Source organism: Rossellomorea sp. FS2, from assembly GCF_047915635.1.
GTDB lineage: Bacteria > Bacillota > Bacilli > Bacillales > Bacillaceae_B > Rossellomorea > Rossellomorea marisflavi_A.
In genome coordinates, this window is the sequence record NZ_JBLRVS010000025.1 from 35,084 (window position 1) to 49,521 (window position 14,438).

Genomic DNA, 14,438 nt, shown 5'->3' on the forward strand with positions numbered 1-14,438 from the left:
CCACCATTGAACCATTAGTTTTGAAAGGATGTATGAGCAGCATGAGCAAAAAACTTTATATCATTATAGGAGTGGCATGTCTTCTTTTAACAACAATATGTATAAATGTTGTGAATTCTAAAAGTAAAGAAACCTCGGTAAACGTTATAAAGCTTAAGGAAAGAGAAGTAAAAGAGATGACTACAATTTCTGGTACCTTAGGGTACGAAGAGGAAAAGTATTATTATAGTAACCCTGAACTTGGTGAGGTCACTGAGGTGCATGTGAAAGAAGGGGACAATGTTGAAAAAGGCGATGCACTGTTCCAATACGACGGTGAAACAATAGAATTAGAGTCGGATGGAAATGCCCTGTCAGTTGAGTCAAGTTACCTCACTATAAACAAAATACAAAACCAGATCGACGAATTAGAAAAAAAAGCTCAGGATGTAAAGAAAGAATTTGGAGAAAAAGAAGCTAATTCACAGTTCAGTCAAGAATTGAAGCAACTTAACCATGAGTTGAAGTTAGCGAATATTGAGGCCAGACGCTATTTGTTGGAGAAGGAAAGTATTGTAAAAAAGAAGGAAACTCTTTTAGTGTCAAGCGACATGCAGGGTACTGTTATGGCTATTGGTAAAGCTCCAGGTCTAAATGAGAATGTAAACACACCCTTGATTCATATTGCTAATAAAAGCAAGCTCATGGTCAAAGGCACTATTTCTGAATTTGATTCCTTAAAAGTTAAAGAAGGGCAAGAAGTACAGATAAGTTCTGATGCTATGCCGGATCAAAGTTGGACTGGAACAGTTAGTAAAATAGATGCATTACCTCAAGCGACTAGTGAAATCAGTGACTCGGAAAACCCCCAGGTTCGGTACCCAATCACAATTGAGGTGAATGGATCAGATTTACCGGCCAGACCTGGATTCAGAATGATTGTAGAAATTGAAACTGATAAGTCTACCGTACCAACGCTCCCTATGGCTGCGGTAAAAAGTGATGATGAGGGTAATTATTACGTCTTTACCATTGAAGATAATAAAGTGTTGAAAAAAGTAATTGAGGTGGGTTCCACACACGGTGACTTTGTTGTTGTTAAAGAAGGAATTAAAAAAGGGGATGCAGTTGTTGATAGCCCTTCAAAAGATATCGACGAAGGAGTGGAAGTGACAATTAATGATTGAGCTTAAGAATGTATCTAAGTCTTTCAGTATAGGAAATGAAGACTTAAACATCTTGAATGATATTAATCTTAGAATTGAAGAAGGCGATTTTGTTGCAATTATGGGATCATCAGGGTCAGGGAAGTCGACTCTGATGAATATCCTGGGCTGTCTTGATAAACCATCCTCTGGTGAATATCTCTTGGACTCAAAAGAGGTATTAAATCTTGCAGAGCATGAAATTGCGTTTATTCGTAATGAATCAATCGGATTTGTGTTTCAACAATTTCACCTTCTGCCAAGGCTTTCTGCTATTAAAAATGTAGAGTTGCCTCTTATATATTCCGGTAAGAAGAAAAACGTAAGGGATGAAAGATCAAGGGAAGTTCTGAAAAAAGTAGGACTCTCAGATCGAATGAATCACTTTCCGAATGAACTCTCTGGAGGACAGAAGCAAAGAGTCGCTATTGCGAGGGCTATAGTGAATAATCCTAAAATTATTCTAGCTGATGAGCCCACAGGATCACTTGATTCAAAATCAAGTGAGATTATTATGCAACAATTTTCATTATTAAATCAAGAAGGAAAGACCATTGTAGTCATAACCCATGAACAAGAAGTTGCAGATTATGCAAATAAAGTCATACACGTTCATGATGGTACCATAATTAACGAGTAATAGTGTGGTGGGAAACTTGAAAGTGTCGGAACAGTTAAAAATGGCTATCTCCTCAATCTTGGTGCATAAAATGAGATCAGTTCTTACTATTATAGGTATAGTAATTGGGGTGGCTTCCGTAATTATAGTCGTTGCCATCGGTAACGGGGGAGAAGCTTTATTAAAAGGAGTTATTGCTGGACCTGGTAATACCATAGAGGTTTTTTATAATTTGGAAGAGGAAGAGTTTGATGAACAGCAGGCGAATGATGGCGATTTCACGCAACAAGATGTTAATGCGCTTAAAGAAATATCAGGAGTACAGAATATCGTTGCCTCAAGCTCGATGTTTTCTACATCTACATTTATGGACGAAAGTTATCAATTAAGTGTTTTAGGAGTCACTGATACCTATTTTAAAGTGAATAAACTTGGTTTACATAAAGGTGTAGAGTTCTCTACTCAAGATTTTCTCGGTGGTAGAAATACAGGCATAATAAGTTATGCTCTCTTTGAAAAAATGCAGGAGAAAAACATGACGAATCCTCTGGGAGAAGTGCTTTGGATAAAAGGACAACCGATTAAAATAACAGGTGTGGCCGAAAAACCTGAGGGCCTTTTTTCATTTAATTCTTTGGAGGTTTACTTGCCTTCAAGTACAGTAAACGCTGTTTTTGGTCAAAAGAATTTTAACCAGTTAACTTTACAGGTAGAAGACATCAATGATATGAATGATGTGGGGAAAAGAGCAACAGAGATGTTGAATAGTATGCACAATACTGGGGATTCATATGAAGTGATTAACATTGAAGAGATGGCCGAAGGTATAGGAAAAGTTACAAACATCATGACTATAATCATTGGTTCAATAGCCGGAATATCTCTTTTTGTGGGCGGCGTAGGAGTGATGAATATTATGTTGGTCTCCGTAACAGAAAGAACGAGGGAGATTGGTATTAGGAAAGCGTTGGGAGCAACGAATAAACAAATATTATCCCAATTCTTAATAGAAGCCATCGTCCTTACATTGACAGGAGGCATTATCGGAGTAATGTTCGGGGTAGTAACCTCTTTTGCTGTTTCCAAAATTGCTGGTTGGCCATCTTTAATCTCATGGGAGATAATCACCATCGGGGTGCTGTTCTCAGCCCTTATTGGAACAATTTTTGGTTTATTACCTGCTAAAAAAGCTGCAAAACTTGATCCTATAGATTCGTTGAGATATGAGTAGAGATAAAACTATTTGAGGTACTGTAAGACAAACAAGACTTAAATAAAATACCGCCTAACATTTTTAAGTGTTTGGGCGGTATTTTTAATTCAAAAAAATTATTGATCAGAGTGATGTTGAAGCCAATTGAGCATTTTTTTGTCATTATTTTTATTTTGCCTTTTACTTTCTTTCCGAAGGTATCTCGACAAAGTGGAGTGAGACATCCCCATGTCAGAAGCAACCTGTCGAATACTCATTCCCATTAAGTCTATTTGGTCTTTTAGCACCTCAGGAGAAAGAGTTATATCCTGGGAAGTCTGTTCTGCTCCTGTTGAAAGGTCAAACGATTGTTGTTGATAGCTATTAACAACAGGAAGATGCTCCTCCATTGATGCAGCCACTTCCTGTGGTGTTTCTCGGTGATCAGTTAAAAACTGATTCAGAATCAAGTTTTTAGAGTTAATTTGAGTAGAAGCTCCCAATAGATTTTTTTGATTTTCTTCAATTAGGACTTCATTCGGATGAATGCGGACGCTGAGCTTCATCCAGTAGTTCTTAACCCATCCTCTTTTGCCAATTCTCTCTTCTTCAAGAGGTTCCGTGTACTCCCACTGGCGAATGACTCCGTCCTGCTGCAGGTCATCCAATACTTTTTCAAATTTATCTCGTAGTCTCCCTTGCGTATACCGGTTTGAAACGTCCATTGCTTTCAGCAAGGTTGAAATCTTGAACGCTTGCGTGAGAGTGCCTTTGATGGTCCGGATCTTCCACTGAAGGTTCAAATACCGTGTAAGGCGCTTGTGCTCCCTCTGTGTGTAATGACTGTACTGGAAGACCTTTAGGTCCAGGGTACCGATAGAACGATTCGTTCCATCTATGTAGGGCCTCAGGATCGCTGCAGGCTTTACCTGTATGGCATAAATCCCTTTGGCTTCGCCTGATTTCTTATCGTAGGCCACACGGATTTTTCCAACTTCGAACATGCGCTGAAAGTCTTTAAAGTTATACAGTTCACTGTCTTCCATGTCTTCGGTGTTCAAGACCTGCACTTTTTGGTCCCCCATGGATACCCAAATGCTTGATAGAGCTGCCACACGCTTCATGACATTGAACCGGTCCTCTTCCCTGAAATCCATTTCCTTTCCATACGATGATCGTTTCTTCAGTTTACGCAGCCTGAGGGCGTCATTGCTGTGAAACTCAATATATCCATCCTCATTCTTCGGAGAGACCATCCATAGATAGGTTATCAGGTCAAAAAGGTCGGCCGTCATCTCGTCCAGGGAGTTGAGGGTCGATCCTATCATTTCAAGCCACATGGTCTGCTGATCGGATCCCCCGTGTTGGGTCAGGGCATCCTGTGGACGCAGCTCGGCCAAGCCTTTTAGCATCCCACGGTTGTCCAAGATCTCCGTTGTCAGGTTTCCGGTTTCGTTTTCTTTGAAGTGATCCTTCTTTGTGACGATGTCACGCATAAGATGATATTCCATTTCGGAGCTTCCTAATATGTATTCTTGTTGCAGGGCAACATCTATCTGTTCCTGATTAATGCTATGTTTGAGACCGTCGGTCGGAAACTCTTGAATCAGGTGATCCGCAAGCAAGGTCCGTATCAAGTTCTTATAAAGTGCCACAGCTTCCCTGATCATCTGCTTGGTGATCGGTCTGTCCAGAAACACTGTTCGGGTAAAGAAGGAGAAAAGAGCACGGTAGCTTGCTACGGCACCTTCAGGTGGCATGTTTTGCTGTGCTTCATATGGCCTTACCAGGTAGGCTTCAGTCTCCCAAGCTTGCACCACATGAGGTCGATCTTCATATAGAGGCTTCGTTTCCTCAAAGATGGCTATTTTCAAAAACTCATAGTTCAGAAGGTGGTTATCTGCAATTAATTCATAACGCGCCATTTGCACCAACCTTTCTTTAAAATGCACCACTTACGTTCATTATAGCAAGACGAGTTACACATAAAAAGATAAAATGCACCACTGCAAGAATGTTTTTTCCATATAATATCATTTATTACCTTTATATACCTAAAAAGATGATGTTTAAGCAACCTTTGGTGCATTTGCACAGATATTTTGGCGGGATGTGTACACAAACAGTCTATAATTTGCACCAATTTCAAGGTGAACCTGCCTGCTGATCCTTGAAGTAGGTGGTTCATTTATAGAGAGTATGGAGGGATGTTAAAATGGTGCATTTATTGTCGAATTTTGCGGAATGTGTACACAAACGGATTGCATTTGCACCAATATTCTTTTTTGAACTGGGAATGTACTTTCTTCAACACTCGTTGATATAGAATAGCTGTTGGCCTTATGGTATTTTCTTTATCAAAAATTTCTCCCAATACGCAGATAACTATGGCTAGAAAGTCAATTCTAAAATTGAAACATAGCATAAAAAGTCAAGTTTCTTAAAGATGACTTCCTTTATACTAAGCTTGTAAGGTAAGGAGGTGCTCGGTTGTCCTATCAAGAACATGAGCGAACGGTTCATGAAACATTGAATTATATTGAACAACATTTGAATGACGAATTACCACTTCAAACTCTAGCGAAACACGCTGGTTATTCTAGGTTTCACTTTCACCGTATGTTCAAAAAAGTGATTAAGAAGTCAGTTGTTGATTATATACGGGAACGAAGGCTGGCCCAAGCGGCGAAGGATTTAATTCATACGGATCAACGTGCGATTGACATCGCATTGCAGTATCGATTTGGTTCACAGGAATCCTTCACTAGAGCCTTTAGAAAGATATATGACATGTCACCCGTACGCTATCGAAAATTATTAAGGAATGTCATTGATGAGGAGGAAACAAATATGGCTGATAATAAGAACACACCTACTGGCTGGATTATGACGGGGGACACTCCATCTGACTATGAAACAGGTTTGGATAACAGAATTGTACACAGTGGCACTTACTCTGCTTATCTGAAATCAAAAGATGAAAAAGCTCGAGGTTTCGCGACATTGATGCAACAAATTAAGTCTAAGCGTTACCAAGGGGAACGTCTTCAGTTTTCTGCTTTTGTCAAAAGCGAAGATGTGAAAGGCTCAGCTGGTTTATGGATGAGAATTGACCACTCTTCAGGTGAAGTTCTTGCGTTTGACAATATGATGAACCGTCCTATTACAGGAACAAACGGATGGAATCATTATAGTGTAGTACTAGATGTTCCAGTGAAAAGTGAGGTCATTGCGTTTGGCATAATACTACAAGGCTCAGGTCAAATTTGGATGGACGAACTTAGTTTTAAAATTGTAGATGAAAGTGTACCAGTGACAGAACAAAACACTGTGGATGATTTAGAAGATGAACCAGTGAATTTGAATTTTGAAGGCTAGCAGACTGAAGTTAGGAGGAAAGTGATTGCCATGAAGAAGATTGGTGCGATTTTATTGTTCGCTGTTAATTCACTCACCTTTATGTGCGGCTTTGGATTTTTATTTGGTGAAGAGGAAGAGAAGTAAAATAAGGAATAACCCTACTGAAATTGTGGTAGGGTTTTTTTGTGGGGAACTGTATGTTTAAAAGGTTAAATCCTTACCCAAAAACGTTCCAAGTACAAATATAGCAATAAATTCTACTCCCCCTAACAGTTGCTGTTAATGGTGGAAAGGATAAAGGGATTCATGCAAAGAAATGAACCATGCTGCGAAATGTGCCAACTTTGGTGCATTTTAGAGCCGTTCTGGCGGAATGTGCCCCCCTAATGGATGAGATATTGGAACACTACTGGTGCATTTTGAACGATGTCTGGCGGAATGTGTACACATGAATATCCTTGATATGACAGCCTTTTTCCTATAAACTTACTTTTCTTTCGACTGAACCCGTCCATTTCACCCCCGTTTTCAGCGGAATGTGTACACATTAAATGCACCAAAACGATAAAAATCCAGCGGAATGTGTACACAAACGGATCGTCTTTCCCTTGCTATAAAAGGATTCCTTCAAAAATGAAATGGTGCAAATGGTGCAAAAGTTCAGCGGAATGTGTACTCGAAAAAAATTTAAAACTTTTTCTTAAACCCTTGAGGCTCTAAGCTTCAAGGGTTCTTTTTTTTTTGGTGCATTTCCTCTAGAGAGAGCCGTTTTACAAAATTCGATTTCGTTATACTTGGTTCAACACTATTTGGAGGGAGGGGAGTTCTGTGTCTCATTCACTTTTTTACGGAGAGAAATCAATCTCGGTTCATGACATCCAACGGTTTATGACTCATGAGAGTCTGGACCAGTTTAAACGGAAAGGATCAAATGCACCAATCAAACGAGTCGAATCCTATCAGCAGGAGCTGAAGAAAAATCCGTACAAAAATGGAGTCGTTTTTGTTTCTCAATCCAAGGAAGCGTTAACCGAAGGGAAAGGTTACATCATCAGTTCCTACGAGACACTTCGAGAAAAGTATGGACATGTCTCCCACTGGACCCCCAATACCTTTAGAGGCGGAACCTATTATGATTTCAAACGCAGGATCATCAAGGGACACAGTCGTGACAACCTGAAGCAGATCAACGTCATTGCCTTTGATATCGATACGAAGGACGTGGACCTGTACGCGCTGTATTTAGGATGTGAAGCCCTGCAGCTCCCGAAACCGAACCTTTTACTTGAAACCCCGAGAGGGTATCAATGCTTTTTCGTGCTTTCAACACCCTTTTACATTAGCAGTCAACAGGACTATAAGTCTCTCAGGATTGCAGAGCGCATTTCGGATAACGTCCGGAAGGCACTGAGTGCATTTGCACCAGTGGACCGGAACTGTGTCCCGTTCGGCTTCTATCGCATGCCGACAGAAGACAACATCTTGGATTTTCACGGCGTTCCCGCCGATACCCAGGCGCTGATCAGGTGGTCACAGCAGTACGAAAGATCAGAACAAAAGGCTCTATTCACTTTGGTGCCATCGTCTTCAGATGAGCCTCAGCCTCTCTATCGCTCAGAGTGGTACCATGCGTTGATCCAGGCTTCAGGGATCCAAAAAGGCTTCCATGGTGCAAGTCGGAACAATGCAATCATGACCCTGGCTCTCGCCAACTATGCGAGTGAGCGTCCTTTTGAAGAAGCGTACGATGAACTGGATCAGTTTAATAGTTTCTTAGATGCACCACTGAGCCGTGCAGAATTCGAACGCACGCTGAAGAGTGCGTATTCAGGGAAGTATAAAGGCGTGAAACGCTCCTATGTTGAGGGACTTCTTGAACTTTGGACGGATGGCCGCGCCACTTTCTGTGGGAAAGAAGGGTGGTATAAGTTCAAGAAGGAGCGACAAGACCGACAGCGATCCCACTATACGGAGTGGGAAGAAGATATCATCGCCCATCTGAAAACAGCCACAAGCCCTGATACACCGTTTATGAAGGGATCTTTAGTGAACCTTGCCGAGCAATTCAACATGCCTGTTTCATCCTTGAAAGAAGTATTGAAGCGATCCAAACAGCTCATCAAGCACAGTGTGGGGCGCGGAAGGGCCGCCGTCACGACACTAACGAGCAAATCCATTCTCCTGCAAAGCATCATCACCTTAAGGAAAAAGGGAACACAAACCTGGATCCCGGAAGAAATCAAAAGACAGGTGGCCGCAAGCAGAGAAACACAGCTCGGCTTTACCGTGAATCCCCCCATATCGCTACCCGCGGAGTGGGCCAACAGCAGTTGAAAAGTAATAAGCCAGTCTGCCATTACATATCTAAATTCTCCTTATAGCTTGTCTTGGCACTTTAGAATTATTATTGCTTATACGAGTCTTTGTTTTGTTTGAATTGTGTTTGAGGTTGGGATCTTATATGTCTTTATATGGATTACGCTGGCCAATGAGTATTACATAATAGTGCATATCTCAGTTTCCTTATAGTTACAACTTTGACATCTGTTTGAAAATTTTGACTTCTCACGTAGTACAAATGTATGTTCTGTTTTCAGGACTTCTATCATGTTGTAATGGATTTCCAGTATGTTACCATTTATTCAAATAGATGTTTAAGTAAATGTGAAAGAATACTCTTGATCATCTTTACCATCTAATTTACTTTTTGGGGGCGTTCAAGTGCGTCCGGTCCTGCCAAATGGTCACGGACCTCCAGGTTTTCACTCCGTGACCATTTGGCAGGACCTTAGGTAAATAACCCACTTACTGGATTAAAAATAATGTGTATGTGTAGTGGTGGGTGGTGGTGAATAGTGTTGAGTGAGGAGAGAGTAGTGAGGTAGTAAGGTAAGTAAGTGTGTAGTAGTAGTGTGAGTGTGTAGTGTAAGAGTAGATATAGAGAGTAAAGTAAGTAAGGTAGAGAAAGAGAGAGAAGGTCAAGTAAAAAGTTCAAGTGCAAGGTCAAGTGCAGGGTCAAGATCGGAAAGGAAAGGGCGGGAAGAAAGAGGCAGGTAATTGAGAAAGGGTTCGATCATTGAGAACGGATGAGAGGAAGGTGAGAAGAGTTGAGGTTTCATGTGTTGCCATTTTTGATTCCGAAAAGTGGTAAGAAATATGAGCTGAAGACGACGCTGGACTCGAAGATTTTGTATTTCAAGGATGAGACGGCCTGGGCGACGATGCTGAGTTTTTTGTATCGACCGTGGTACAGGAGAATGGTGAAGCAGGAGTGGATTAGCTGGGAGATCGTGGCGACGAAGGAGGATATACGGTATTTCATATGGGTTCCGGATGAACGGATAGGCAGGGCGTTTCGCAGCAAATATTATGCGGAGCATCCCGAGGTGGAGCTTGTGGAAGTGGAGGATCAACTGATTGATTTTTCTCGTCCTCATGCAGGCACCAAACTATTCACCGAGAGTCACTGGACGGTCCCGATCAAGACGTATCACAATGAGGTGGTGGATACGCAGGCTGAACTGATTGAGTTTTTGGACTCGCTTGAAGACGGGCAGGAGGTTCATATGCAGTTTCTCATGCAGCCTGCCTATCGTACGGAAAAGAGTTTCAGGGGGATCACGAGGCAACTCAACAGGCAAGGGGAACGGGATGAGACGCTTGAAAAGGATAACGAGCTGTATCTATCGGCGATCGAGGGCAAATCGACACGCTCTCTTTCACGTATGGCCATCAAGGTAGTGGGATTTGGCCGTGATGAGAAAGAAGCGAAGACGTTGATCAAAAGTGCGAAGGGATCCATCGGGACGTTTTCAAGTGGACGGCTCAATCAGCTTCACGGCCGGGAGTGGTGGCCGGTCCGGACGCTGCGGCCATTGTTTCGCTGGGAGTTCCAGAATCGGATTTTCCCCGTGCAACGGATGAAGAGCCGTGTTGTCCTGGGTACGGAAGAAATGGCTGCGATCATGCGGCTGCCGAGCGAACGGATCCACAACAATAAGCTCAATCGCTTGAAGATGAGGTCCACCCCGTTGCCGAAGGAGGTCAAACAAGGCGATCGTTCCACTCTTTCCATTCCCATCGGGTTTTCCAAGCATCACGGTACGAGTGATGAGGTAGTGTTTGATCTCGCATCGCTCCGGTATCACGCGGCGTTTATCGGGATGTCCGGTATGGGGAAATCGACGGCCATGTATAACCTGGTGGAAGACCTCATTCAGCTTGAAGGGGCCGGTACGACGATCGGGGGAACGGTCATTGATCCCCACGGGGATTTGTGCCAGGACATCGCTGCCCGGGTCCCGCCGGAGAAACAGCACTTGGTGAGGTACATCAAGTTTTCAGACTTAGAGGTCCCGTTTAATGTATACGACGTCGATTTTGCCACAAGTGAAGATAAGATCGCCCAGACGGTTGCGGACGTCTTGAAGCGCACGTGGAAAGACTTTTGGGGGCCGAACATCGATGACAATTTCCTTAATGGAGGGATTGCCCTGCAGAGGATCGGGGAAGCGAGTCTTCCGAACCTTCAGCGACTGCTGAGTGACCCCGATTACAGGGAAAGCGTGCTTTCCAGGCTAAAAAGGGAAGATCCCATGGAGAATGATCTTTACCTGTATTTATCGAATTTACAGGGCTTGAAGGACCGGGAGCTGCAGCAGAAGACGAATTCGACGCTCAATAAGCTCCGAAAGATCACGCTGTCAGGCGTCATGGGAAAGATGCTTCGGGCGAAGACGAACGGAATCAGGTTCCGGGAGAACATGGACGAGGGGCGTATCGTGCTCTTGGATTTATCGGAGCTCACGAGTGATGAGAAGAAGCTGATTGGATCGATCTGTCTGACGTTCGCGGAACTTGCCGGGAAGAGTCGTGCGGATACGGATGCTTCAGAGCGTGACCGTCTTCCTTACCATTTCGTTATGGTCGATGAAGCGCCGACGTTGATGGAACATAGCTCGGATGCCATCGAGTCATTTGCTTCTGAACTGCGTAAATATAAGACTTCGATCATTTTGGGGATGCAGGGACTGAAAGGTCAGGTTCCACCGGAAGTGTCTGATGCGATTTTTCGGAATTTTGGCACATTTGTTTCGTTTCGGCTGGGTAATCCAGAAGACGCCGATCTCGTCAATCGTTCGATGCCTTCAGAATCTCTTAGCGAAAAGGACTATTTACAGGTTGAACCCTTCTATGGGTACATGAGGATGCAAGTGAAAAACGAGCGCACCCGTCCCTTTCTCATCCGAATGAAAGCACCAGAGAAGGCTCAGTTTTCCTCTTCGATTCCGGTCATGAAGCAACAGACGTTAGAGGAGGCACTTGAGTTTGAAGAAGAACAACCTGAACATCACCAAGATTCCCTAGAGGAAGTCCTGGATCTTGAGGAGCTGGAACGTGAAGAAGAGGTCGTTGTTCAATCTGAAAATGAAAGCGTTTTCTATGAGGGAGAGGACGACCAGGAAGAAGGTGAGGAACGAGAACAGACAGAGTCTGACGAGAAAGAGGCGGACAAAACCGATGAAAACCAGAAGGAGGATCAGCATGAGAAGAAAAAGGAAGTCAGCATCGATGATTTGCTTGTGTAGGGGGGAAGAGAATGGCCAAACGAATTGGAGACATCGAAGAGCAGCTATTTGTATCACTTCATGATCTCGTATTCATTGACGTGTCGTATCTAGAAAAGTATATCTTTGTCCATACGAACGGCAAGGCCTACTCGAGGGCATGGATTTCAAGGCAGATGAAGGCCCTGCAGACAGAAGGGTATATCAAGTCGTTTCCGGTTGCCAAAGCGACCACACGAGGCAATGATCGCCTCGTGTACACGCTTGATACGAGGGGGATCCAGGAAACGAAGGAGATCCTCGGGGAGGCGGATTGGGATGCAAGATGGACCCAGCGTACGCCTACCTATGTGTTTCACTCCCTGCGAATGGCGCACATCCAGGCGGCCTACGCCTCCAACAGCGACGACCTGTTTGGGTTTAAAGAATTCTTTTCGGAACGAAGGGCGTATCGGAATTACGGGGAGCATATACGGGATTCAGGGGGGAAGGGCCGACAGTCGGCGACGACCGTGATCAGACCGGACGGGGCGTTTGTACTTGAAAGGGAGGTACAGGCGCAGTCCCTGCAGATCTTATTCCTTGTCGAACTTGAAAGGAGCCGGCAGCGCATTGATGTGACGCTCAACAAGATCCGACGATACAACGAGTACGTTCGGAAATCGGCCTTCAAGGAGGATCAGGTGTTTGGGGATTCGATCCGGACCGTTCGCGTCCTGTTCATCTCCAATAACGAAACGGAGCGAAACCAACTCATGCGGAATGCACAAAAGGCCGATGCCAGGGAACTCGAGAAAATCGGAGGGGCCCTCTTATTTGCCACATATGAAGACGTCATGAGGGATCCTTACGGGGCGATATGGAAAGCAGCGCATTCGAGTGACCCCGAGCAATTATACAGATTATACAAGAAAATCGAATGATGTTTGTCGAACTTGAAAGGAGGTGAGAAAGTGGGATACAAGGTGAAGAGAGGGTCCGGATCATCCCAACCGGTGATCAGGGAGTTCGTCCTCTCCGTCTTGAAACGGCTGATCGGTCTTCTTGTCGTAGTCGGATTGATGGCAGGTGTGGGCTACTTCTTTTTAAGGATGGCCTATTATCGTTACCCTGCGTTCCAGGCGGCCGCAGATGACGTTTTAGGCTGGGTGCAGGGGTTTTATGCCCATCGGGATTTGGGCCACGATCGGAATCATCCTTTTCGTTTGCCTTGCCGTATGGGCAATCGGTGAAGAAGCGAGGAGGAAGGAGCGCCGGAGGGAGTCCATGAAGGAAATGATGAAGTAAGGAGGGGGACCATGAAGAAGCGTGAATATCCGAAAGCGATATTCAGGAGAAAGCTGATGAAGGGCATCTTTTGGACCGGCTTTACACTCGTACTGTTTTTATCCGTCGTGGCCATTGTGAGAGTCGGCAATGCCGATGCCGGGGCCGTCTCATCGGAGGAACTGAAACAGGAGGTGAGTGATAAAAAGAATCTAGCAGCATCCGAAGGAGGCCAGAGTTTTTCTGAAAACTTCGCAAAAGAGTATTTTAACTGGGAACGTGAAGATGAAAAGATAAAGGACCGTGCTGATCGTCTCGCCCCCTACATCGCAGATGGCCTCGATGAACAGGCAGGCCTCTCGTATGATGGTATGGAATGGAGCAGCAAGCTTCATGACGCACAAGTGTGGAACGTCGAGGCAACAGGAGAGGATACCGCCCTTGTGACCCTTCGAGTCACCCATGAGTTACAGAAAGTGACGCCTCCGGATAAGGAGGCCGTCGAGAAAGCAAAAAAGGATAAGAAAGATCCTCCGGAGCCAAAGGAAGAAACGTCCGGACCCCATGAGAAATTCATCAACATCCCCGTGAAGACAGACGGAAGGTCGTTTGTGGTTCACCAGATTCCCTACTTTGTCGCATCCCCGAAGAAACCAGACATCAAAGCTGATTCCACAGTCAATGAAAAAGGAAAGGTAGATGATTCGAAGATCCGGAAAGAAGCAACCTCCTTCCTGAACACGTTCTTCAAAGTCTACACCACCGGGACACAGGAAGAGCTGTCTTACTACATCGAAGAAAATTCCATCCAATCGATGAATGGCATCATGACATTCAAGGAAGTCCAAAACCTCATTGTGAAAAAGGGTCAACAGAAGGATGACTATGACGTATCGGTCACCGTCCTCTTCACAGAAAATGAGTCGATGGGGCAGGTCGCCTATCCATACCAGCTAACGATTACGAAGGACGCCGACCGGTGGTTCGTGAAGCAAATCAATCACCACTAATAGGAGGGATACAGTATGAATTTCGGAGAGAATCTCCAAAACTGGTTTTCGACAGAAATGGGAGCCGTCTTTATGGTCGTCATCGGGGCCATCGCGATCTTTTTTCTCGTCCGTCGTGAGTTTTCCAAGTTTATCGGATTCGCCGTCTTTGCGATGATCACAGGGGTTTTCATCTTTCAACCGGACAGCGTCGTCAGTTTGGGGAGTAAGCTATGGACCACGGTGTTTGGGGGATGAGCC

Annotated in this window: 11 protein-coding genes; 10 read left to right on the plus strand and 1 reads right to left on the minus strand. The window is 44.2% G+C overall.

Features of this window, described 5'->3' with window-relative positions; all coding sequences use genetic code 11:
• The first annotated feature begins 41 nt into the window (after positions 1-41).
• Genes ACNA6I_RS23295 through ACNA6I_RS23305 form a run of 3 tightly spaced genes read left to right on the plus strand, consistent with a single transcriptional unit; the run spans position 42 to position 3,034 of the window.
• Positions 42-1,166, plus strand: coding sequence for an efflux RND transporter periplasmic adaptor subunit (locus tag ACNA6I_RS23295; RefSeq protein WP_416314271.1), 1,125 nt, complete (start codon positions 42-44; stop codon positions 1,164-1,166).
• Positions 1,159-1,824 carry an ABC transporter ATP-binding protein gene (locus ACNA6I_RS23300; protein WP_416314272.1) on the plus strand — a complete coding sequence of 222 codons (666 nt, stop codon included), beginning with the start codon at positions 1,159-1,161 and terminating at the stop codon, positions 1,822-1,824. The genes ACNA6I_RS23295 and ACNA6I_RS23300 overlap by 8 nt, the downstream gene beginning before the upstream one ends.
• A 16-nt stretch (positions 1,825-1,840) precedes the next feature.
• Positions 1,841-3,034, plus strand: a complete 1,194-nt coding sequence (locus ACNA6I_RS23305; protein WP_416314273.1) for an ABC transporter permease — start codon at positions 1,841-1,843, stop codon at positions 3,032-3,034.
• Positions 3,035-3,132: 98 nt separating this feature from the next.
• Here ACNA6I_RS23305 and ACNA6I_RS23310 read toward each other — a convergent pair whose 3' ends face one another.
• Entirely contained in the window at positions 3,133-4,920 is a 1,788-nt protein-coding gene (locus tag ACNA6I_RS23310; RefSeq protein WP_416314274.1) for a helix-turn-helix domain-containing protein, read from the minus strand.
• Between the two features lie 565 nt (positions 4,921-5,485).
• Between ACNA6I_RS23310 and ACNA6I_RS23315 the strand changes: the two genes are divergently transcribed.
• The 7 genes from ACNA6I_RS23315 to ACNA6I_RS23345 all read left to right on the plus strand — a co-directional run bounded on the left by ACNA6I_RS23315 (position 5,486) and on the right by ACNA6I_RS23345 (position 14,435).
• A complete protein-coding gene (locus ACNA6I_RS23315; RefSeq protein WP_416314275.1) occupies positions 5,486-6,373 on the plus strand; it encodes a helix-turn-helix domain-containing protein in 888 nt (295 codons plus the stop codon).
• A gap of 870 nt (positions 6,374-7,243) precedes the next feature.
• Positions 7,244-8,689 (plus strand): primase C-terminal domain-containing protein, encoded by a 1,446-nt coding sequence (locus ACNA6I_RS23320; protein WP_416314276.1) that lies wholly within the window; start codon positions 7,244-7,246, stop codon positions 8,687-8,689.
• A 785-nt stretch (positions 8,690-9,474) separates the two neighbouring features.
• Entirely contained in the window at positions 9,475-11,943 is a 2,469-nt protein-coding gene (locus tag ACNA6I_RS23325; protein ID WP_416314277.1) for an ATP-binding protein, read from the plus strand.
• A gap of 11 nt (positions 11,944-11,954) precedes the next feature.
• A complete protein-coding gene (locus ACNA6I_RS23330) occupies positions 11,955-12,845 on the plus strand; it encodes a replication-relaxation family protein (RefSeq protein WP_416314278.1) in 891 nt (296 codons plus the stop codon).
• A gap of 30 nt (positions 12,846-12,875) precedes the next feature.
• Complete coding sequence (locus tag ACNA6I_RS23335) at positions 12,876-13,154, plus strand: hypothetical protein (protein ID WP_416314279.1); 279 nt, start codon at positions 12,876-12,878, stop codon at positions 13,152-13,154.
• 66 nt (positions 13,155-13,220) lie between these two features.
• Complete coding sequence (locus ACNA6I_RS23340) at positions 13,221-14,198, plus strand: conjugal transfer protein (RefSeq protein WP_416314280.1); 978 nt, start codon at positions 13,221-13,223, stop codon at positions 14,196-14,198.
• A gap of 15 nt (positions 14,199-14,213) precedes the next feature.
• Positions 14,214-14,435 (plus strand): hypothetical protein, encoded by a 222-nt coding sequence (locus ACNA6I_RS23345; protein ID WP_053072152.1) that lies wholly within the window; start codon positions 14,214-14,216, stop codon positions 14,433-14,435.
• Positions 14,436-14,438: the final 3 nt, after the last annotated feature.